We start from the raw sequence: 21,446 nt of genomic DNA on the forward strand, positions 1-21,446 counted from the left end.
AGCTGTCGCACGATTTTCATGTGATTCGACGATAAAACCCGGCCCCGCGCCGGGTTTTTGTTTTTTGGATTTTTGAATGGGGTTTACGAATGACGATTCGACGTTATTTCACGGCGCTCCATCGCCGGAACAAAATCGGCCATCCATGGCCGCACTTCTCAACCAAAACCTTCATTTGAACGAATTCTGATCTATGACCATCCGTCACTTTCTTACCACCCAGGACTGGAGCCGCGCCGACCTCGACGCGCTGCTCGCGCGCGCGGCCCAATTCAAGCAGAACAAGCTCGGCGACGATCTCAAGGGCAAATCCATCGCCCTGCTGTTCTTCAACCCCTCGATGCGCACGCGCACGAGCTTCGAGCTTGGTGCGTTCCAGCTCGGCGGCCATGCGGTCGTGCTGCAACCCGGCAAGGACGCGTGGCCGATCGAATTCGATCTCGGCACGGTGATGGACGGTGAGACCGAGGAACACATCGCCGAAGTCGCGCGCGTGCTGTCGCGCTACGTCGACCTGATCGGCGTGCGCGCGTTCCCGAAGTTCAAGGACTGGTCGGTCGACCGCGAGGATCACGTGATCCATTCGTTCGCGAAATACGCGACCGTGCCGGTGATCAATATGGAGACGATCACGCATCCGATGCAGGAGCTCGCGCACATCCTTGCCCTGCAGCAGCACTTCAAGACGAATGATTTGCGCGGCAAGAAGTACGTGCTGACATGGACCTATCATCCGAAGCCGCTCAACACCGCGGTCGCAAACTCCGCGCTGCAGATCGCGACGCGCTACGGCATGGACGTCACCTTGCTTTGCCCTACACCCGAGTACGCGCTCGACCAGCGCTATCTCGATTTCGCCAAACAGAACGTCACCGAGAACGGCGGCAGTTTCGCGATTTCGCACAACGTCGACGCGACGTACAAGGGCGCCGACATCGTCTACGCCAAGAGCTGGGGTGCGCTGCCCTACTTCGGCAACTGGGAACCGGAAAAACCCATTCGCGACGCGCACAAACATTTCATGGTTGACGAGCGCAAGATGGCGCTGACCAACCACGGCGTGTTCAGCCACTGCCTACCGCTGCGCCGCAACGTCAAGGCCACCGATGCGGTGATGGATTCGCCCGCCTGCATCGCGATCGACGAGGCCGAGAACCGGCTGCACGTGCAGAAGGCCGTGATGGCCGCACTCGCCAAGAACAAGTAACCCTGGAAATGATCATGAGTCAGACCGAAAAAGACATCGTCCTCGCCTTCTCCGGCGGCCTCGACACGAGCTTCTGCGTTCCCTACCTGCAGGAGCGCGGTTATCGCGTGCACACCGTGTTCGCCGACACCGGCGGCGTCGATGCAGAAGAACGCGCGTTCATCGAGAACCGCGCCAAGGAGCTCGGCGTCGCCAGCCACGTCACCGTCGACGGCGGTCCGGCGATCTGGAACGGCTTCGTCAAACCATTCGTCTGGGCCGGACAAGGCTATCAAGGCCAGTATCCGCTGCTCGTGTCCGATCGCTACCTGATCGTCGAAGCCGCACTGAAGCGCTGCGACGAACTCGGCACGAAGTACATCGCACATGGCTGCACCGGCATGGGCAACGACCAAGTGCGCTTCGACCTGACGATCAAGGCACTCGGCGATTACATCATCGTCGCGCCGATCCGCGAGATCCAGAAGGAGCACACGCACACGCGCGCCTACGAGCAGGACTATCTCGAACAGCGCGGCTTCGGCGTGCGCGCCAAGCAGAAGAGTTACACGATCAACGAGAACCTGCTCGGCGTGACCATGTCCGGCGGCGAGATCGACAAGTGGGAAGCACCAGGCGAAGGCGCTCGCGGCTGGAACGCACCACGCGCCGAATGGCCGACGACGCCGCTGCGCGTGACGCTCGGTTTCGCCAATGGCGAAGCGGTGTCGCTCGATGGCGAAAAGCTGCCGGGTCACGAAATTCTTGCGCGGCTCAATCGCGAGTTCGCCAAGTACGGCGTCGGCCGCGGCTTGTATACCGGCGACACGACGATCGGTCTCAAGGGCCGCATCATCTTCGAAGCACCGGGCCTGACCGCGCTACTCACCGCGCATCGCGCGCTCGAAGAAGCGGTGCTGTCGAAACTGCAGAACCGCTTCAAGCCCGAGGTCGCGCGCGCCTGGGTCGAGCTCGTCTACGAAGGCTTCTTCCACGATCCGCTCAAGGCCGACCTCGAAGCTTTCCTCGCTTCCTCGCAGCGCTGCGTCAACGGCGAAGTCACGCTGGAAACGCAAGGCGGCGGCGTCGGCGCAGTAGCGATCGCGTCACCGCATATCCTCAACGCCAAGGGCGCGACCTATGCGCAATCGGCCGACTGGGGCGTCGAGGAAGCCGAAGGCTTCATCCGCCTCTACGGCATGAGCTCGACGCTGTGGGCTGAAGTGAACCGGAATTCGTGAGTCGATGAGCGACCTGCTTGCCAGCACACTGCAGCATCTGCACGCGCTCGTCGCGTTCGATACACGCAATCCGCCGCGCGATATCGGCACGGGCGGCATTTTCGATTATCTGCACGCGAACCTGCCGGGCTTCGACTGCACCGTGACCGATCACGGTGCGGGCGCGGTCAGCCTGTTCGCCGTGCGCGGCAAGCCGAAGGTGCTGTTCAACGTCCATCTCGACACCGTGCCCGACTCGCCGCACTGGACGGCCAGTCCGTTCGAACTGCGCGTGAGCGATACACACGCGATCGGCCTCGGCGCCTGCGACATCAAGGGTGCGGCAGCCGCACTGCTGACCGCTGCAGCGCATGCGGATGGCGATGTCGCGTTCCTGTTCACGACCGACGAAGAAGCGAACGATGCGCGTTGCATCGCCGCGTTTCTCGCGCAGAAGAAACCGTTCGACGCCGTCGTCGTCGCCGAGCCGACGCGTGGCGAAGCGGTGCTCGCGCATCGCGGCATCAGTTCCGTGTTGATGAACTTCAAGGGCCGCGCCGGGCATGCTTCGGGCGGCAATGCCGCGACGGACAGCGCGCTGCATCAGGCGATCCGCTGGGGCCAGCACGCACTCGACTATGTCGAGTCGCAGTCGCATCAGCGCTTCGGCGGCCTGACCGGTCTGCGCTTCAATATCGGTCGCGTCGAAGGCGGCATCAAGGCGAACATGATCGCACCGAGCGCCGAAGTGCGCTTCGGTTTCCGCCCGCTGCCGTCGATGGACATCGACACGTTGCTCGCGACGTTCCGCGGCGGCTTCGAAGCGCAGCCCGCCGAATTCCAGGAAACCTTCCGCGGCCCACCGCTGCCCGCGGGCGACATCGCGGGCGCCGAAGCGCGTCGCCTGAAGGCACGCGATTTCGCCGACGAAGTCGGCCTGACCATCGGCAACGCGGTCGATTTCTGGACCGAAGCCTCGCTGTTCTCGCAGGCCGGCTACACCGCAATCGTCTGCGGTTCCGGCGACATCGCCCAGGCGCATACCGCGGACGAGTTCGTCGAACTCGCGCAATTGCAGCAGATCACCCAAAGCTACATGCATATCTTGAAATCGCAGGCCCGTTGAAATGGATACCAACACGCAAACCCGCCAGACCATCGTGCGCCTGCTCTCGAGCATGGGCAGCGCGAAGGAGATCGACCAGTACCTGCGTCGCTTCTCGCAGCTCGACGCGAAGAAATTCGCCGTCGTCAAAGTCGGCGGCGCCGTGCTGCGCGACGATCTCGATAACCTCGTCTCCTCGCTTGCCTTCCTGCAGCAGGTTGGTCTCACGCCGATCGTGATCCACGGCGCCGGCCCGCAACTCGATGCCGAGATGAGCGCGGCCGGCATCATCAAGGAGACGGCCGATGGCCTGCGCGTCACCTCGCCGGCGGCGCTCGCGATCGTGCGTCGCGTGTCGCAGACCGAGAATCTGAAGCTCGTCGAAGCGCTGCAGAAAGTCGATGCACGCGCGACCTCGATCACCGGTGGCGTGTTTGAGGCGGGCTTCCTCAATCCGAACAAATACGGCCTCGTCGGCAAGGTCGATCGCGTCAACCTCGCCGCGATCGAGGCGAGCCTCAACGCGGGCTCGATCCCGGTCATTGCGAGTCTCGGCGAAACCGTCGCCGGGCAGATTCTCAACATCAACGCCGACTTCGCCGCGAACGAGCTGATCAAGGCACTGCAGCCGTACAAGATCGTATTCCTCACCGGCACAGGCGGGCTGCTCGACGACGCCGGCAACGTGATCGACTCGATCAACCTCGCCACCGAGTACGAGCACCTGAGCCAGCAGCCGTGGATCAACGGCGGCATGCGCGTGAAGATCGAGCAGATAAAGGACCTGCTCGACGCGCTGCCGCTGACTTCGTCGGTATCGATCACCAAGCCGGCCGAGCTCGCCAAAGAACTGTTCACGCACAAGGGCTCTGGCACCTATATCCGCCGCGGCGAGAAGGTGCTGCGCGTGGACTCGTGGAACCAGCTCGATCTCGCGCGCATGCGCAAGCTGATCGAATCGAGTTTCGCTCCGCGCACGCTCGCTGCCGACTATTTCGACAAGACCCCACTGCTGCGCGCCTACGTCAGCGAGAACTACCGTGTCGCGGTGATCCTGCTGCAGGCTGGCAGCCACGTCTATCTGGACAAGTTCGCCGTACTCGACGAGGCGCAAGGCGAAGGCCTCGGCCGTGCGGTGTGGCAGGTGATGCGCGAGGAGACGCCAACGCTGTTCTGGCGCTCGCGCCACGGCAATCCCGTCAATCACTTCTACTACGCCGAGTCCGACGGCTGCTGCAAGTTGCCGGACTTCAAGGCGTTCTGGTACGGCATCGAGAATTTCGACGAGATCGCGGCTTGCGTCGACTACTGCCGCGCAAAGACGCCGACGCTGATCGACCATGCGTCAATCGGGAACAAGGAAGCGGCATGAGCACGCCAGGAAAAAAAAGCGTAGGCATCGTCGGCGCACGCGGCCACACCGGTGCCGAACTGATCAGGTTGATCGCGCGCCACCCGCAACTCGAACTCGTTTTCGTCTCATCGCGCGAACTCGACGGCCAGCGCGTTGCCGAGCACAACTCCGACTACCGAGGCGAACTGCGTTACGAAGCATTGGATGCGGAAGCTGTGGCGGCCAAGCGCGCCGACGTCGTCGTGCTCGCGCTGCCGAACGCCAAGGCCGAACCCTACGTCGCAGCGATCGATGCGGCGAAAAGCGATGGCTACGACCCGATCATCGTCGACATCAGCGCCGACTACCGATTCGACAGAACTTGGTACTACGGCCTGCCCGAACTGACGCGCGATCAGTACCGTGGCCAGCATTGGATCAGCAACCCGGGCTGCTACGCGACCGCGATGCAGCTCGCGATCACGCCGCTGAAGGATCTGCTCGCCGCCCCGCCTGCCTGCTTCGGCGTCTCCGGCTATTCCGGCGCAGGCACAACGCCATCGGACAAGAACGATCCGGAGAAACTGCGCGACAACTTGATGCCCTACGCGCTCGTCAACCATACACACGAGCGCGAAGTGACGCGGCATCTCGGCATTCCGGTCGAATTCATGCCGCATGTCGCGGCGCATTTCCGCGGCATCACGATGACGGTGAACCTGTGGCTGACGCAGCCGATGACGCTCGATGCGATCAAGGCGCGCTATGTGCAAAAGTACAAGCACGAGCCGTTGATCGACGTTATTGACGAAGCGCCCTGGGTCAGTCATATCGCGAACAGGCACGGCGTGCAGATCGGCGGCTTCACGCTCGCGCCGGGCGGCAAGCGCGTCGTCGTCGTCGCCACGCTCGACAACCTGCTCAAAGGCGCGGCAACGCAGGCAATGCAGAACATCAACCTCGCGCTCGGCTATCCCGAACTGGAAAGCATTCCCCATGAGTGACCTGCTCTGGCAAAAACCCGGCGTCGAGACCGACGCGCGGATCATGCGCTTCCTCGCCGGCGACGACGTGGTGCTCGACCGCGAGTTTTTTCTGCACGATATCGACGCGAGTCGCGCGCATGCCGAAGGCTTGGCACGGATCGGCGTCGTCACCCGAGGCGAATGCGATGCGATCGCACGCGAACTCGGTGTGCTTGCCGATGATTTCAAAAGCGGCGCTTTCGTTCTCGACGAGAAATACGAAGACGGCCACTCGGCGATCGAGGCGCGCCTGACCGAGCGCCTCGGCGATGCCGGGCGCAAGGTGCACACCGGGCGCAGCCGCAACGATCAGATCCTCGTCGCGACGCGGCTGTGGCTCAAGGCCAAGCTAACCGCGCTGCATGCGCTGTGCGTCGACGTCGCCAAGTCCTGCCTCGACCGCGCTGCTAAGGACGTGCTGCCGATGCCGGGCTATACGCACCTGCAGCGCGCAGTCGTCTCTTCGACCGCGATGTGGTACGCCGGTTACGCCGAAAGCTTCATCGACAACGCGCAGCGCGCGCTCGACACACGCGCCTGGATCGACGCGAATCCGCTCGGCACGGCCGCAGGCTATGGCGTGAACCTCAAGCTCGATCGCGAACACACGACGCAGGCGCTCGGCTTCGCGCGCATGCAGGTCTCGCCGATCTACGCGCAGCTCTCGCGTGGCAAGTTCGAGATGGCCGCGCTCGACGCGCTCGGCACGGCGCTGCTCGACCTGCGTCGTCTCGCCTGGGACCTGTCGCTGTTCACGACTGCGGAATTCGGCTTCGTCCACCTGCCGCCCGAGTACACGACCGGCTCGTCGATCATGCCGAACAAGCGCAACCCGGACGTGGTCGAACTGATGCGCGCGAGCTACGCGAGTGTGGCTGCCGGCCGCGCCGAGATCGAGCAACTGCTGTCGCTGCCGTCGGGCTACCAGCGCGACCTGCAGTTCTCCAAAGGCGGGCTCTACCATGGCTTCTCGCGCGGACTCGCCGCGCTCGAACTGCTGCCCGACCTGCTCAGGCGCATGCAATGGAACGCGCAGGCGATGCGTGCGGCGATCGATTCGGCGATGTACACGACCGACGTCGCGATCGAAGCCGCGATTGCCGGCGTACCGTTCCGTGACGCTTACAAGCAAGCCGCCGCCACGACGAACGAGGCGGGCCAAGGGCGCACGCCCGAGCAAAGCCTCGCTGCGCGCACTTCCCCCGGTGCGGCGGCGGATCTGCGCCTGGATGAGCTGCGCGCCAGATTGGCCAAGCTCGTCGGCAAATGACCTCGCCCTTGGCCCAGGAGACTTCGGTGTCGCAAGGCTTCAGCCAACAGCCGCTGCCGACCTGGCGCCGCGCCGTGCTCAAGGTCGGCAGCAATCTGCTGACCGCGGGCGGCCAGCAACTCTCTCCGCAGCACGCGCGCGGGCTCGCCGATTTCGTTCTCGCCTCGCGCGCGCAAGGGCGTGAAATCGTCATCGTCTCCTCAGGCGCCGTCGCAGCCGGGCGCGCACGCATGCACGAGGACGCGGGCGGCCTCGTCGCACGCCAAGCGCTTGCCGCGCTTGGCCAGACGCGCATGGTCGCGCTGTGGCAGGAACTGCTCGGCGCAATACCCGTGGCGCAGGTTCTGCTCGCGCACGACGACCTGCGCAACCGCCGCCGCTATCTCAACGCGCGCAACACGCTGCTCGAGTTGCTGCGGCTTTCCGCCGTGCCGGTGATCAACGAGAACGATACCGTCGCGGTCGAAGAATTGAAGCTTGGCGACAACGACAACCTCGCCGCGATCGTTGCCGCGCTCGTCGACGCCGACCTGCTGCTGATCGCAAGCGACGTCGATGGCCTCTACGACGCGCACCCGCTGCTCGATCCGAACGCGCGGCCGGTCGAAGCCGTGGCTGCGGTGACACCCGAGGTGCTGGCGATGGCCGGCGCCGCAGGCAGCACGCACGGCACCGGCGGCATGATCACCAAGCTGCAGGCCGCGACCAAGGCGGCAAACGCAGGCATTACGACCGTGCTGTTCAACGGAACGCGCGCGGAGACGGTCGCCCTGCTCGGCGCGGGCGCGTTTCGTGGCACGCGCTTCGCCGCGGCAAGTTCACGGCTCGCGGCACGCAAGTACTGGCTGCGTCACGCGCCGGGCGCGGATGCGCGCATTCGTGTCGACGCAGGCGCAGCACGCGCGCTTGCGAGCGGCAAGTCGCTGCTGCCGGGTGGTATCGCCGGCGTCGACGGCGAATTCGCGCGTGGCGACATCGTCGAAATCGTCTGCGACCACGTGCCGGTCGCCCGCGGCCTCGTCCAGTACAATGCAGGCGAGGTGCGGCGACTCGCCGGAAAACAGTCGCGCGAGATCGAGACCATCCTCGGCTTCAGCTACGGCGACGAGGTCCTGCACCGCAACGACCTCGTGGTCCTGAACGAAGGAGCGACGGCATGAATGCCGCGGCCGAAGTGCGCAACGAACACGCCTCGCCGGATATCCGCGAGCTGGCGCTCGCCGCGCGCGCCGCTGGTACGACTGTCGCCGCGCTTTCCACGTCGGCCAAGCGCGATGTCCTGCATGCGATGGCTGCGACGCTCGCCGCGCGGTCGAACGACATTCTCGCGGCGAACGCGCGCGATGTCGCCGCGGCACAGGCCAAGGGGCTCGCCGCGGCGATGATCGATCGCCTGCGCCTCGACGAGGCGGGCGTCGAGAACATCGTCCGCGCGGTGAAGGAAATAGCCGCCTTGCCCGATCCGGTCGGCCAGGTCACGCGCCGCGAACAACGTCCGAATGGATTGAGCATCGAGCGCGTGCGCATTCCGCTCGGCCTGATCGCGATGATCTACGAATCGCGCCCGAACGTGACCGCCGACGCGGCTGCACTATGCTTCCACGCCGGCAACGCCGTGCTGCTGCGCGGCGGTTCGGAGGCGATCCACAGCAACCGCGCGATCGCTGCGGCGCTGCACTCGGCGCTGCGCGCGCACGCCCTGCCCGAGGCCGCGGTCACGCTGGTCGAAGACCTGAGCCGCGAGACGGTGATGAAACTGCTGCAACTTACCGACATCGTCGACCTTGCGATTCCGCGCGGCGGCGTCGGCCTCATCCGTTTCGTCGCCGAGCACGCGCGCGTGCCGGTGATCAAGCATTATCAGGGCGTCTGCCATCTCTACGTCGATGCGAGCGCCGACTCTGATCTCGCCCTGCGCCTCGCCATCGACGGCAAGACGACGCGGCCCTCGGCCTGCAATGCGCTCGAAACCCTGCTCGTGCACAAGGACATTGCCGCGGAATTTTTGCCGCGTGTCGCTGCCGAACTGGACAAGCGCGGCGTCGAACTGCGCGGCGACGCCGCCAGCCGTGCGCTGGTCGCGGACATGAAGCCCGCGACCGAGGACGACTACGCCGCCGAATTCCTCGATCTGATCCTCGCCGTGCGCATAATCGATGATCTCGACAGCGCGATTGCACATATCCGCCGCTACGGTTCCGATCACACCGAAGTGATCGCAACGCGCGACGACGCCGCGGCGGACAAGTTTGTGCACGCGCTGCGTTCGGCCGTCGTGCTGGTCAACGCGTCGTCACGTTTCTCCGACGGCGGCGAGCTTGGCCTCGGCGCCGAGATCGGCATCTCCACGACGCGCCTGCACGCCTACGGCCCGATGGGCGCCGAGTCGCTTACGATCGAGCGCTATGTCGTGCGCGGCCATGGCCAGGTCCGGCACGCCGAGTCGGCACGCATCTGAACTCGATGAGCGAACCGCTGCGCCTGACTGCCGCCGACCGCGTGCTGGTGATCGCCCCGCACCCGGACGACGAGTCGATTGCTTGCGGCGGACTCCTGCTCGCCGCGCGCGACGCCGACGCCGCCAGGCGCGTCGTCACCTTGACCGACGGCGACAACAATCCCTGGCCGCAGCGCTGGATCGAGAAGCGCTGGCGCATCGACGCAACCGCACGCGCGCGCTGGGGCGCGCGCCGACGCGCGGAGGCGCAGGCAGCGCTCGAACTGCTCGGAGTCGCGGCGGATGCATGCGAGTTCCACGGCTTCCCCGACGCGGCGCTCACTTCACTGCTGATGCGCGATGCGGACCGTCTCGTCGCCCCGCTGCGCGCGCGGATCGCCGCGTTTGAACCAACCCATATCGCGCTTCCGGCACTGGCCGACCGGCATCCGGATCACAGCGCGGCGCATATCGCGGTGCAACTCGCCTTGCTCCAGGACGGTCGCGCCATGCGACGGCTTGCCTATCGCGTGCACGGCGTCGCCAATCCTGTGGCTAAGTACGTCCTCGAGCTCGGCGAATCGCAACGCGAAACCAAACGTGCCGCCATCGCCAGCCATCGCACCCAGACGGCGCTGAGCGGCAAGCGCTTCCTCGCCTACGCCACCCCGCGCGAGACCTACGACGAGGCCGCCATTGCGCAGCGCGACGAGCATCCGCTGCGCGCCCGCCTGCGCGAGGATGGCGCTATCGAACTGCGCGTGGCCAAGCAGAATCGCCACGGCAACGATCGCGTGTCGATCCTGCTCGGCACCGCGCCGGGAATCTGGTCCGCGTGGCACCTTTCTGTGGCGCCGTCGCGACGCTGCGACGTGCTCGATGCGCGCGGCGATTTCGTCGTCGCCACAACCGAGTGGCGCGAAGAAGCCAACGCCTGGACAGCCGAGATGCGCCTGCCCGTTTCGGCCAGGCCGGCCATCGGCTACGCCAAACTCGCCAAGGCGCAACCGGGGCTCGTCATCTTCGATCGCTACGGTTGGCAGGCCATCGATCTCGGCGAACAGTCCTAAGCGCAGCGGGCTCGTTTATCGCGCGTTTTGCCGGAAAGCGCTGCGTCACCTGGCTCATGCATGACGGAGAAATCGGCAATTTCCGATGTGAAATTAGGTAAAAATTAACGCTCCGAGGCGCTAACTGAACGCAGCTCGGAAACTTCCTGAACGACATTCTGGGCGACGATTGACAGCGGAATGGGGCCTGTCATTCTCCGCACCGCGCGATGCGGAATTAACCAGCGCGTATCTCACCAATCAATGGAGACGGCAATGAAAACGTTGTTGGGTTCGGTGGCAATCGGTATCGGAGCGCTGCTGTGCCAGGGCGTCTATGCACAAGACTCGGCGGGCCACACCGCACTGTGCAAAGACGGTACGTATTTCGACGGCGCTACGCACAAGGGCGCGTGCCGCGGCCATCAGGGCGTGAAGGAGTGGTTGGACAAGACGACGGCAAAGAGCGACGCCAAGACCGACGCGAAGAGCGCGGATACCACGGCCGCTGCAACCGACGACAAAACGACGAAGAAACATCATAAGAAGAAGGACGCGGACACAGCCTCAACAGCCGCGACGACGGCGGCTCCGGCCGCAGCGACGACCACTGCGACGACTGCCGCCAAGGAAGAGAAGTCGACCAAGCACACGCCGCCGACTCCGGCCAAAGACATCGTGGCCAAGCCCGGTGGCGGCCCCGGCCTGGTCTGGGTCAACTCCGAGTCGAAGGTCTACCATTGTCAGGGCGACGAGTGGTATGGCAAGACCAAGCAGGGCTCGTACATGAGCGCGGCCGATGCCGAGAAGGCCGGTGCGCACGCGGCCCACGGCAAGGCTTGCCAGTAAGCGATGCCATAGCGTCCGTTCGTGGACGCGAACGAGCAAGGAAAACGCCCGGCTGGTCCGGGCGTTTTTTTTGGTTCCGACTCCGCGGCATACGCTGCGTGCGAAGTCGAAAAAGCAAAGATAAAACGAAAAAAGCCACCGCTTGCGGTGGCTTTTAGCAAGTTTTTTTGAGAAGTCCGGCAGGGATGCCGGTCTTTTCTTTGCGCGCATGGAGGCGCGCATAAATGACGTGGTCGGGGTGAGAGGATTCGAACCTCCGACTTCTACCTCCCGAAAGTAGCGCTCTACCAGGCTGAGCTACACCCCGACTCGGATGCTCGCCGTCTGTGCGGGATAGCGCGGTGGACGCGCTGCGACAGCGAGCCGCGCATGATAATGGCGACCCGCTCCGCTTGCAACCTTTCTGCCTGGGATCAGGGCTACTCGACCGGAATCACGGTGATCTTCACGCGCATGCGGTCGCCCGGATCGAACGGCAATCGCGCCATGTAGATCTCGCCCTTGTAGCGGTACTCGACGTCGTAACCGACGATGCGCCGCTCGGGCTGTGCGGAGTTGCGCACGGTGCCGCGTTGCGCGTCGTGGCAGTCGCGCAGCGAGGCACTGACTGCGTCGCGTTCGGCATCAGCCTGCTGTTGGGCGTTGGTTCTCTGATCCTGCGCCGCGGCGATGCGATTTCCGGCGACACCGCCGGCGACCACACCACCCGCAGTCATGACCTTGTTGCCGTCGCCGCGGCCGAAGGCGTGGCCGATGACGCCGCCTATCAGGGCGCCGATCACGGTGCCGGCCGCGCGGTTATCGGTCAGGTCGTTGTCGTGGGGCGGCGGGGGCGGAGGCGGTGTCTGGTCGTTGCAATCGGCACGCGCGGGCGCAGCATCGTCGCCCAGCGGCGTGGGCGTGCCATCAGACATCGCTTCGTAGACCGGGTCCACGCGCAACACGTCGGCCCAGCCATAACGGGTCGATTCCGCCGCGATCGGTGGCGGGTGCGCAGGCGTGCGGTCCTGCGCGTGGCAGATACTCGCGGACAGCAGCATGCTCGCGATGAGAATGCCGGATAACTTCATCTTGTGGCGACTCCAAACGACGTAGCCCGCCATCGCGCCCGCGATGACGAACTTGCGAACTGCAGCAGATGTGCGGCACCGGTTCCCCCCGGCGTTCGCGCGAGCTGCATTGAACTGGTCGACATTACAGCACGCACACGCTGAATGCGGACTAAGGAAAAATCGCCGCGAAACGGCGTCTGGCCAAGGGTTTAGCGGGATTTTCGAACCTGAATGCGAGGCCGTTGCGCTACAATTGGCAGATGAAACTACGCCTGCACAACTCGCTGACCCGACGCGTCGAAGAGTTCGTCCCGCTCGATCCGCAACGCGTGACCATGTACGTCTGCGGTCCGACGGTCTACAACTATGTGCATATCGGCAACGCGCGTCCGTATGTCCTGTTCGGGCTGCTCGCGCGCCTGCTGCGTCGCCAGTACCCGAAGCTCGTCTACGCGCGCAACATCACCGACGTTGACGACAAGATCAACACTGCCGCCGCAGCCGCGGGCGTGCCGATCGCCACGATCACCGACCGCTACGCCGCCGACTTCCGTAAGGACATGACCCGCCTCGGCGTCGACGCGCCCGACGTGGAACCGCATGCGACCGAGCATATTCCGCAGATCATCGCGATGTGCGAGCGCCTGATCGCGGGCGGCCACGCCTATGCGGCCGAGGGCCATGTGCTGTTCGACGTCGCCTCGTTTCCGGCGTACGGCGAGCTGTCCGGCCGTTCCACCGACGAAATGATCGCCGGCGCGCGCGTCGAAGTCGCCCCGTACAAGAAGAACCCGGCCGACTTCGTGCTGTGGAAACCATCCACGCCCGACCTGCCCGGCTGGGACAGTCCCTGGGGCCGCGGCCGCCCGGGCTGGCACATCGAATGCTCGGCGATGAGCGAGGCGCACCTCGGCGAGACGATCGATATCCATGCCGGCGGCAACGATCTCATGTTCCCGCACCACGAAAACGAGATCGCGCAATCGACCTGCGCTCATGGCGGCAAGATCTTCGCTCGCTACTGGCTGCACAACGGCATGCTCAGCATCGAAGGCAAGAAGATGTCGAAATCGCTCGGCAATACGTTCAAGTTGCACGAGTTGCTTGAGAAACATCCGCCCGACCTGCTGCGCTACATGCTCATGAAAGCGCACTACCGCCAACCGTTGGACTGGTCGGCGGCGGCGCTCGAACAGGCGCAGCGCACGCTCGACGGCCTGTACACGACGCTGCGCGACCTGGCCGATGTGCCCGCCACCCCGGCCGACGACTTGCCAGAAGAGTTCCTTGCGACGCTTACCGACGACCTCAACACGCCCGAAGCGCTGGCCGTGCTCTCACGCCTTGGCGACGCGACGCGCAAAGCCGAAGGCCGTGAGGCGCGCCAGGAAGCGAAATCAGCGCTGCTCGGCGCCGGTGCGTTCCTCGGCCTGCTGCAGGTCGATCCCGAAGTCTGGTTCCAGGGTGCGACGGCTGATTCCGCGCTCGACGAAGCTCAGGTACAAGGACTCGTCGATGCACGCCAGGCGGCGAAAGCCGCAAGGAATTTCGCCGAAGCCGATCGTCTGCGTGCCGAATTGCACGAACTCGGCATCGTCGTCGAGGACACGCCGCAGGGACCACGCTGGAAGCGGGCCAGTGCCACGACGGCGACGGCATGAGATCGCGGCGATGACTGCCCAGCCCGACCTCCGCCTGCCCGCCGAAACCAGCGCACAAGCTGCGCAGGACGCAATCGCCGAGGAATTCGCCTTCTTCGGCGACTGGACCGAGCGCTACCAGTACCTGATCGATCTCGGCCGCAAGCTGGCGCCGTTTCCCGAGGCGCTGAAGACCGAGGAGCACAAGGTCCAGGGCTGCCAGTCGCAGGTCTGGCTGGTCGCCAGCGGCGACGCGCGGCGTCTGGACTTCCAGGCGATCAGCGATTCGGCCATCGTCTCCGGGCTGATCGCGCTGCTGCTGCGCGTGTACTCGGGCCGCAGTGCGCAGGAAATCCTCGATACCGAGCCGAGCTACATTGCCGCGATCGGCTTGGCCAAGCATCTCTCGCCGACGCGCAGCAACGGCCTAGCCGCGATGCTGCAGACGATCAAGGCGCATGCACGCGCGGCGCTTGGCTGATCGCTCCCGTCCAGCGCCATCCGTGCTTTCTTGCACGATCTGACCCCGCCCCGCGCTGAGTGAGCTGGCGCGTCAGTGCAATCGCGCGTGCAGCATGGCGACGTAGATGGCGAACACGACCGCGCTCGTCACGCACATGAGCTTGTGGTAGCCGTCGCGTGCGATGAACACTCCGCCCGCCGAGGCAACAAGGAAGAACAGCTGGAAGGCAATGTCGGCGCTGCCCATCGGGTAATGATCATTGGTCAGACCGCGCAACAGGCTGACGGCCAGACTGACGATGAACAAGCTGAAGAAAAGCTTCCTGTGTGCGAAATAGTGGGCGCGAAGATCGACCGGATGCTCGCCGAAGAAGTCTGGCAACACGAGGCCAGCGAGCAGATACCAGACGATCATCTGCACGAGCACGAGCGCGAACATCGAAAACGTCCACGCCGCCGCCGGTATGTGGCGCATGCTGAAAATCGACCACCAGCTCTGCACGGAGATCACGAGCAGAAGCGCGGCGAACACGAAGCTCGGCCAGTAGGGAACCACGCGCGCACGCGCAAGCACCATGCCACGCACGCCTTTGAGAATTTGCGTGATCGCCAACCCGAGGATGATCGAGATCAGGACCGACAGGTAACTGAACGGATCCATGGGTTACTCGCCGCGGAGCTCGAAATGGGCGATCAGTCGCCCATTTGTTTCTGGCGATGCTCCCAGCGCTCCTGCGCGTCGAGCGACAGGGTCGCGATCGGGCGCGCGTCGAGGCGATCGATGCCGATTTCCTCGTCGGTCTCCTCGCAATAACCGTAACGGCCTTCCTCGATGCGCTTGAGCGCCTTGTCGATCTTGCCGATCAGCTTGCGGTAGCGGTCGCGCGTGCGCAGCTCGAGAGAATTCTCGGTCTCGCGCGTGGCACGCTCGGCTTCGTCGCCGACATCGCGCACTTCGTCGCGCAGGTTGTCGATGGTCTGCTTGGATTCCTCAACGAGATCCTCGCGCCACTTCTGCAGTTTCGCGCGAAAATAGGCGAGATGGCGCGGGCCCATGTACTCCTCCTTCGCCGAAGGACGGTAGTTCGGGGGCAACTCGATGACGACGGTACTGGGGAGCGCGTAACGTCCGTCTTCGCGCGTGACGGTATCTGGAATGGGTGCTACTGCGGACATGTTGCCTTTCTTGGAACTTGCGTGTTTCTGGGGGGGGGCCTTTTTTGCGACCGCCGGCTTGGGTGAATGCGATGGCGCCGGCTTGGCGGCGCGCGCGGGTTTTGCGACGGGTTTCTTTGCCGCCGGTTTCTTCGCCGGGACAAGTTTCTTGGCCGGGCGTTGCGGTTTGACGACAGCTTTGGCGCGAGTGGCCTTGGCCGGGACCTTTTTCGCCGATACGGGCTTCTTTGCCGCCTTCGCGGGTTTCTTGCTCGCAGCTTTTTTCGGCACTGGCTTTTTCGCAGCGCCGGCCTTGGCCGGTCCTGCCTTCTTCTTGGCGGGACTTGCGGGTTTACGCTTCGATGTCGCCATAATCCTTTTCCCGTTGTCGCTCGGCGGTCGCGTGTTATAGCCCAATCGCCCCCGCACGGCAACCATTACCTATGCTGCGCCGCGCCTTGATCGGCGCCGCGATCGAAAATCCAGAATGGCGCGACTGTTGCTAGCTTTGATCGGACTGTACCAGCGCCTGCTGAGCCCGTTGCTCGGATCGCGCTGCCGCTTCCATCCGAACTGCTCCGAATACGCTCGCGTATCCGTGGCGCGCTTCGGCGCCGCGCGCGGCGGCGTGCTCGCAATCTGGCGTATTTTACGCTGCCAGCCGTTCAGCGAAGGCGGTATCGATGAGGTGCCGCAAACCTTTACACTTCGTCGCAACCGCTGAAACGAGCCTTTTTGCCATGAATGATGTCCTGATCGTCAACGCCGACATCGTCAACGACGGCCGCCGCTTCACCGGCGACGTGCGCGTACGTGACGGGCGCATCGAGGCCGTCGCCGGCCAGCTCGCCGCACGGGCGAACGAGGGCGTGTTCGACGCACGCGGGCGCCTGCTGCTGCCCGGCATGATCGACGACCAGGTGCATTTTCGCGAGCCCGGGCTAGAGCACAAGGGCGATTTCTTCACTGAATCGCGTGCCGCGGTGGCCGGCGGCGTCACCAGTTTCATGGAAATGCCGAACTCGAAGCCGACCACGACCGACCGTGCCGCGCTCGAGGACAAGTACGCGCGCGCCGCGAAGAAATCGCTCGCCAACCACGCCTTTTATATGGGCGCGACCAACGACAACCTCGAGGAGATCCAGCGCCTCGACCCGCGCGTCGCCTGCGGCATCAAGATCTTCATGGGCGCCTCGACCGGCAACATGCTGGTCGACAACCCGGCCACGCTCGATGCGATCTTCCGCGATGCGCCGACGCTGATCGCGACGCACTGCGAAGATACGCCGACGATCGACGCCAATCTCGCCGCGGCGCGGGCGAAGTACGGCGATGCGATCCCGATCGAGGAACATCCGTTCATCCGTTCGCGCGAGGCCTGCATCAAGTCGACGCGGCTGGCGATGGAACTCGCGCGGCGCCACGATTCGCGCCTGCACGTGCTGCATGTCACCACCGCCGAGGAACTCGAACTGTTCGCGCCCGGCCCGGCCGACGGCAAGCGCATCACCGCCGAGACCTGCGTGCATTTCCTGCATTTCAGCAGCGAGGATTACGCGACCAAGGGCAATCTGATCAAGTGCAATCCGGCGGTGAAATTGCCGTCCGACCGCGCTGCGATCATCCGCGCGATCAACGACGGCCGCATCGACATCCTCGCCACCGATCACGCTCCGCACACCTGGGAAGAGAAGCTGCAGAGCTACGAGAAAGCGCCGTCCGGGCTGCCGCTCGTGCAATCGGTGCTGCAGTGCGCGCTGGAACGTTGGTTCGACGGTCAACTTCCGCTCGAGTTGATCGTTGAAAAGACCGCGCACGCGCCGGCACGCTTGTACAACGTGCGCGACCGTGGCTATATCCGCGAAGGCTACTGGGCAGACCTCGTGTTGATCGATGCAAACCTGCCGCACAGGGTGACGCGCGAAGAAACCCTGTCGAAGTGCGGCTGGTCGCCGTTCGAAGGCACGATTTTCCGCTCGACAATCGTCGCCACCTGGGTCAACGGCCATCTCGGCTGGCACGAGGGCAAGCTCGACGACAGGCAGTTGGGCAAGCGCCTGGAGTTCGATCGATGAAGCGTGTTTTCCTGGTTGCCGCCCTTGCCTCCGCCATTTTTTCCGCACACGCCGCCGACCGCGAACTGCAATTGCCCGAACAGTTGCAACAAGGCCAACTCGTCGTCGGCCATGCGCCGAAGGGCGCGAAGATCGAATTTGCCGGGCGTCGCGTGCTCGTCGGCGATGATGGCGTGTTCGTCTTCGGCCTCGGCCGCGATGCGCCGGCCGAGGAGAAACTGCATATCCGCTACTCGAACGGCAAGGCCAGCGATGTCATGCTCAAGATCGCCAAGCGCGAGTACGAGACCGAGCGCGTCAACGGCCTGCCCCAGCAAACGGTCACACCCAATCCGGAGCTGACCAAACGCATCGAGCGCGAACGCGCGCGCGTGGCCGAAACGCGTCACCGCAACGATGCGCGCGAGGATTTCGAGCATGGCTTCCTCGACCCGGTCGAAAATGCGCGCGTCAGCGGCCTGTGGGGCCGCCAGCGCATCGACAACGGCAAGCCGATGGCACCGCATTTCGGCCTCGACTTCGCCGTACCGAACGGCACGCCGATTCGCGCGACCGCAGCGGGCCTCGTCTCGCTTGCCGAAATGGGCATGGTCCTCAACGGCGGCATCGTCGTACTCGACCACGGCCACGGCGTAAGCACGACCACGATCCACATGAGCCGCATCGACGTGAAGACCGGGCAAAAGGTGAAACAGGGCGACATCGTCGGCCTCGCCGGAGCGACCGGGCGCGCCACCGGTCCGCACGTGCACTGGGCGGCGAACTGGTTCGACGTGCCGATCGATCCTGCGCTGCTGCCCAAGACAGGCGATTTCGCGAAAACACCGTGACGGTTGAGGTCCGCGAAATCGGCGCCGACCAATTCGACTTGGTCTGGCCGATCTTTCACTCGGTGGTCGCCGCCGGCGACACTTACAGCTACGCACCCGACACGACTTTTGAAGAAGCGCGCGCGATGTGGACCAGCGCACCAGCGCGCTGCTTTATCGCGCTGATCGATGGCAAGCCGGCCGGCTGCTATATGCTCAAGCCGAACCAACCCGGCCTCGGCAGCCACGTCGCCAACGCGGGTTACATGGTCGCGCCGCGCGCACGCGGACAGGGCCTCGCCGGCAAGCTCTGCGAGCATTCGCTCGCGACCGCGCGTGCGGCAGGATTTCTCGCCATGCAATTCAATTTCGTCGTGAGCACGAACGAAGTCGCCGTGAAACTCTGGCAAAAGCACGGCTTCAAAATCGTCGGCACGGTGCCGCAAGCGTTTCGCCATGCAACGCTCGGGCCGGTCGATACCTATGTGATGTATCGATTTTTATAGCTCGCCCTTGCGAACAGGAACGACGCGCTGGATCAGCGCGCTACGCTACGTTCGCGCTGACGCGCGCGCCTCGCGCCACGACCACCACAATGCCTTCCAGCGCGCGCCACCGGGTTGCGCCATCACTGCGCGCAGCGGGTCATTGGAGTGCGCCGCGTTTTGCATCAGTGCGAGATCGAGCCGCGAACGCACTCGCCGAGCCAGCGGCGCGCGCTGGGCCTCGGCCAGCGTGCTTTGCAACGCGGAGGCAAGCCGGCCGAGATGGTCGCGCACAAGTTCGGCGCGCTTCGGCACGGCTTCGGCCAGCGCGCTGCGCGTCGTTTCGTGCCGCGCCAGCAGATCGAGCGGAACGGGCAGGCGTTCGGGGACATCGGCCAGGTGGCGCAGGGCGAGCAGCAGATGCGATACCGCCCACAGCCTCGCAGAAGTCACTGCCCCTGTGATCGGTGCGTCAAACAGCGCCGTTTCGATCCGCGCAACGGGCGCGTACAACGCCGAGTATTCGCCCAGCAATGATTCCAGGTCGGAGGCGGCGCCGACATGGCGCATGGCGAGCGCGCCGTCGCACAGCGCCATCCAATCCGCCGCATCGACCTGCGCCGTCTTCGGATCGGCGAACAGCACCGCGCTGAGCGGGTGCCGCACCGATCCGGACGCGGCCGCGAGCAGCTCCTGCCGCCACCACTGGATTTTCACCTCGGCGACCTGCGCCTCGCTCAGGCCGAACGCGGCCTGCTCGAGTTCGTGGACCAGGCTGCCGAACGCGGCTGAGCGCAAGCGCGCGTCAGGCGCGAGGAACAGCGCCACCGTGGCCTGCTCGGGATTCGCCGCCAGCCATTTCTCCTCGAAACTGGCGAAAGCGCCGTGTTGCACGTCCGACATGCCAATTCAATCCAGGCCGAGCGCGGGAATCAGATCCTGCGGTCGTGCGACGACGATGTCCGCGCCCCAATCGTGCGGATCCTCGCCGTCGAGATAGCCCCAGCCCGCCGCGACGGTGCGCATGCCGGCGGCACGGCCGGCCTCGATGTCGCGCGCGTCGTCGCCGACGTAGACGCTGCGCCTTGCATCGACATTTGCTAACTGTGCCGCGTGCAGCAGCGGCTCGGGATCGGGTTTGCGTTTGGCCAGCGTGTCACCACCGACCAGGGCGGCGCTGCGCGCGGCAAGACCGAGTTCCGCGACGACGCTGCGTGCAAGATGTTCGGGTTTGTTGGTGACGATGCCCCACGGCAATGCACGCGCGTCGAAATTCGCAAGCACCGCGTCGATGCCGTCGAATGTACGCGTGAGCAACGCGATCTGCTGCGCATACAAGTCGAGGTAGCGCGGCAGCAAAGTCTCGACGCGTGTTTCATCGATACCGGGAAAGCCCGCGCGCAGCATCGCGCGGCCACCCTTGGAGACGACCATGCCGACCTTGTCCATTACGATGGTCGGCTCGCCGAGCTCGGCGCGCAGGCGGCGCATCGCGTCGATCAGGTCGGGAGCGGAATCGATCAACGTGCCGTCGAGGTCGAAAAACACGGCAGAGATCGGTTTGCCGTTCAAGTTCACGCCGGTTTCACCGCGCAGGCGAGGTAGTTGACTTGTGTGTTGCCCACGATCCACGCGCGCCGCGACAACGGGTTGTAAGCCAACCCGCTCAGGTCTTCGAGTTCGAGGCCAGCATCGCGCAGTGCCATTGCCATTTCCGCCGGACGGATGAACTGGGCGTAGTGGTGCGTGCCGCGCGGCAACAGGTTGAGCGCGTACTCGGCACCGAGGATCGCCGCGCCGAACGCGAGCGGCGTGCGGTTGAGCGTGGAAAGAAACAGTCGACCGCCGGGCTTGAGCAGCATGGCGCAGGCCGCGATCACGCTGCCCGGATCGGGCACATGCTCGAGCATTTCCATGCAGGTGATCGCATCGAACGCGCCGGGCGATTCCTGCGCGAGCGTTTCGACGGCGATCTCGCGGTAGTCGACCTGCAGATTCGATTCATGCAGATGCAGTCGCGCCACGTCGAGCACGCGCGGCGCGAGATCAATGCCGGTTACCTGTGCGCCAGCCGCGGCCAGCGCTTCGCTGAGGATGCCGCCGCCGCAGCCGACGTCGAGCACGCGCGCGCCCCTGAGCGCGACGCGCTCGGCGACGTAGTTCAGGCGTACCGGATTGAGATCGTGCAGCGGGCGCGACTCACCCTCCGGGTCCCACCACGAGGCGGCAAGCTTGTCGAATTTGCCGGTTTCCGCGCGGCTTACATTGGATTCGTTGACGTTGGTTGAATTCAT

At 64.7% G+C, this 21,446-nt stretch carries 22 protein-coding genes, 1 tRNA gene and 1 pseudogene; 17 read left to right on the forward strand and 7 right to left on the reverse strand.

Going from position 1 to position 21,446, the window contains the following annotated elements:
- Positions 1–193 precede the first annotated feature (193 nt).
- From F455_RS0115210 to F455_RS0115255, 10 genes are all read left to right on the forward strand, one after another.
- Positions 194–1,207: an N-acetylornithine carbamoyltransferase gene (locus F455_RS0115210; RefSeq protein ID WP_018974173.1), complete on the forward strand. Its 1,014-nt coding sequence runs from the start codon at positions 194–196 to the stop codon at positions 1,205–1,207.
- A gap of 14 nt (positions 1,208–1,221) precedes the next feature.
- Positions 1,222–2,427, forward strand: coding sequence for an argininosuccinate synthase (locus tag F455_RS0115215; protein ID WP_018974174.1), 1,206 nt, complete (start codon positions 1,222–1,224; stop codon positions 2,425–2,427).
- A 4-nt stretch (positions 2,428–2,431) separates the two neighbouring features.
- Positions 2,432–3,532 (forward strand): acetylornithine deacetylase, encoded by a 1,101-nt coding sequence (locus F455_RS0115220; RefSeq protein ID WP_018974175.1) that lies wholly within the window; start codon positions 2,432–2,434, stop codon positions 3,530–3,532.
- 1 nt (position 3,533) lies between these two features.
- Complete coding sequence (locus tag F455_RS0115225; protein WP_018974176.1) at positions 3,534–4,883, forward strand: acetylglutamate kinase; 1,350 nt, start codon at positions 3,534–3,536, stop codon at positions 4,881–4,883.
- Positions 4,880–5,848, forward strand: a complete 969-nt coding sequence (gene argC / locus F455_RS0115230) for an N-acetyl-gamma-glutamyl-phosphate reductase (protein WP_018974177.1) — start codon at positions 4,880–4,882, stop codon at positions 5,846–5,848. The genes F455_RS0115225 and argC overlap by 4 nt, the downstream gene beginning before the upstream one ends.
- On the forward strand, positions 5,841–7,139 hold the full coding sequence (argH, locus tag F455_RS0115235) for an argininosuccinate lyase (RefSeq protein ID WP_018974178.1): 1,299 nt from the start codon (positions 5,841–5,843) through the stop codon (positions 7,137–7,139). Before argC ends, argH begins: the two co-directional genes overlap by 8 nt.
- Positions 7,136–8,299, forward strand: a complete 1,164-nt coding sequence (gene proB / locus F455_RS0115240) for a glutamate 5-kinase (protein WP_018974179.1) — start codon at positions 7,136–7,138, stop codon at positions 8,297–8,299. The genes argH and proB overlap by 4 nt, the downstream gene beginning before the upstream one ends.
- The gene (locus F455_RS0115245) at positions 8,296–9,597 is read left to right on the forward strand and encodes a glutamate-5-semialdehyde dehydrogenase (RefSeq protein ID WP_018974180.1); all 1,302 of its coding nucleotides are present in this window, start codon (positions 8,296–8,298) and stop codon (positions 9,595–9,597) included. Before proB ends, F455_RS0115245 begins: the two co-directional genes overlap by 4 nt.
- Positions 9,598–9,602: 5 nt before the next feature.
- Positions 9,603–10,646, forward strand: a complete 1,044-nt coding sequence (locus F455_RS22200) for a PIG-L deacetylase family protein (RefSeq protein WP_018974181.1) — start codon at positions 9,603–9,605, stop codon at positions 10,644–10,646.
- Between the two features lie 255 nt (positions 10,647–10,901).
- Entirely contained in the window at positions 10,902–11,474 is a 573-nt protein-coding gene (locus F455_RS0115255; protein ID WP_018974182.1) for a DUF3761 domain-containing protein, read from the forward strand.
- A 230-nt stretch (positions 11,475–11,704) separates the two neighbouring features.
- On the opposite strand, the gene F455_RS0115260 is transcribed toward F455_RS0115255, so the two are convergent.
- Positions 11,705–11,781, reverse strand: a tRNA-Pro gene (locus F455_RS0115260).
- A gap of 112 nt (positions 11,782–11,893) precedes the next feature.
- Positions 11,894–12,544, reverse strand: a complete 651-nt coding sequence (locus F455_RS22205) for a glycine zipper 2TM domain-containing protein (protein WP_169337360.1) — start codon at positions 12,542–12,544, stop codon at positions 11,894–11,896.
- 242 nt (positions 12,545–12,786) lie between these two features.
- On the opposite strand from F455_RS22205, the gene cysS reads away from it, so the two are divergent.
- Together cysS and F455_RS0115275 are read left to right on the forward strand one after the other, a co-directional pair.
- A complete protein-coding gene (cysS, locus tag F455_RS0115270; RefSeq protein WP_026293427.1) occupies positions 12,787–14,187 on the forward strand; it encodes a cysteine--tRNA ligase in 1,401 nt (466 codons plus the stop codon).
- 10 nt (positions 14,188–14,197) lie between these two features.
- Complete coding sequence (locus F455_RS0115275) at positions 14,198–14,647, forward strand: SufE family protein (protein ID WP_018974185.1); 450 nt, start codon at positions 14,198–14,200, stop codon at positions 14,645–14,647.
- A gap of 72 nt (positions 14,648–14,719) precedes the next feature.
- Here F455_RS0115275 and F455_RS0115280 read toward each other — a convergent pair whose 3' ends face one another.
- Both F455_RS0115280 and dksA read right to left on the reverse strand, forming a co-directional pair.
- A complete protein-coding gene (locus F455_RS0115280) occupies positions 14,720–15,289 on the reverse strand; it encodes a hypothetical protein (RefSeq protein ID WP_018974186.1) in 570 nt (189 codons plus the stop codon).
- Positions 15,290–15,321: 32 nt separating this feature from the next.
- Positions 15,322–15,684 (reverse strand): annotated as a pseudogene (gene dksA / locus F455_RS0115285) (RNA polymerase-binding protein DksA); the annotation flags it as partial.
- Between the two features lie 118 nt (positions 15,685–15,802).
- Between dksA and F455_RS22210 the strand changes: the two are divergent.
- From F455_RS22210 to F455_RS0115310, 5 genes are all read left to right on the forward strand, one after another.
- Positions 15,803–16,195 carry a hypothetical protein gene (locus tag F455_RS22210; RefSeq protein ID WP_083918982.1) on the forward strand — a complete coding sequence of 131 codons (393 nt, stop codon included), beginning with the start codon at positions 15,803–15,805 and terminating at the stop codon, positions 16,193–16,195.
- Positions 16,196–16,270: 75 nt separating this feature from the next.
- Positions 16,271–16,507, forward strand: coding sequence for a membrane protein insertion efficiency factor YidD (yidD, locus tag F455_RS0115295; protein WP_018974189.1), 237 nt, complete (start codon positions 16,271–16,273; stop codon positions 16,505–16,507).
- A gap of 16 nt (positions 16,508–16,523) precedes the next feature.
- A complete protein-coding gene (locus F455_RS0115300) occupies positions 16,524–17,858 on the forward strand; it encodes a dihydroorotase (protein ID WP_018974190.1) in 1,335 nt (444 codons plus the stop codon).
- Positions 17,855–18,688, forward strand: a complete 834-nt coding sequence (locus F455_RS0115305) for a M23 family metallopeptidase (RefSeq protein ID WP_018974191.1) — start codon at positions 17,855–17,857, stop codon at positions 18,686–18,688. Before F455_RS0115300 ends, F455_RS0115305 begins: the two co-directional genes overlap by 4 nt.
- Positions 18,685–19,173, forward strand: a complete 489-nt coding sequence (locus F455_RS0115310) for a GNAT family N-acetyltransferase (RefSeq protein ID WP_018974192.1) — start codon at positions 18,685–18,687, stop codon at positions 19,171–19,173. Before F455_RS0115305 ends, F455_RS0115310 begins: the two co-directional genes overlap by 4 nt.
- A 45-nt stretch (positions 19,174–19,218) precedes the next feature.
- Here F455_RS0115310 and F455_RS0115315 read toward each other — a convergent pair whose 3' ends face one another.
- The 3 genes from F455_RS0115315 to ubiG are packed head-to-tail and all read right to left on the reverse strand — an operon-like array spanning position 19,219 to position 21,446.
- Entirely contained in the window at positions 19,219–20,055 is an 837-nt protein-coding gene (locus tag F455_RS0115315) for an isoprenoid biosynthesis enzyme family protein (RefSeq protein WP_018974193.1), read from the reverse strand.
- A gap of 6 nt (positions 20,056–20,061) precedes the next feature.
- Complete coding sequence (gene gph / locus F455_RS0115320; protein WP_026293428.1) at positions 20,062–20,724, reverse strand: phosphoglycolate phosphatase; 663 nt, start codon at positions 20,722–20,724, stop codon at positions 20,062–20,064.
- Positions 20,725–20,726: 2 nt separating this feature from the next.
- On the reverse strand, positions 20,727–21,446 hold the full coding sequence (ubiG, locus tag F455_RS0115325; RefSeq protein ID WP_018974195.1) for a bifunctional 2-polyprenyl-6-hydroxyphenol methylase/3-demethylubiquinol 3-O-methyltransferase UbiG: 720 nt from the start codon (positions 21,444–21,446) through the stop codon (positions 20,727–20,729).

Origin of the sequence: Rudaea cellulosilytica DSM 22992 (assembly GCF_000378125.1) — a bacterium.
Lineage (GTDB): Bacteria > Pseudomonadota > Gammaproteobacteria > Xanthomonadales > Rhodanobacteraceae > Rudaea > Rudaea cellulosilytica.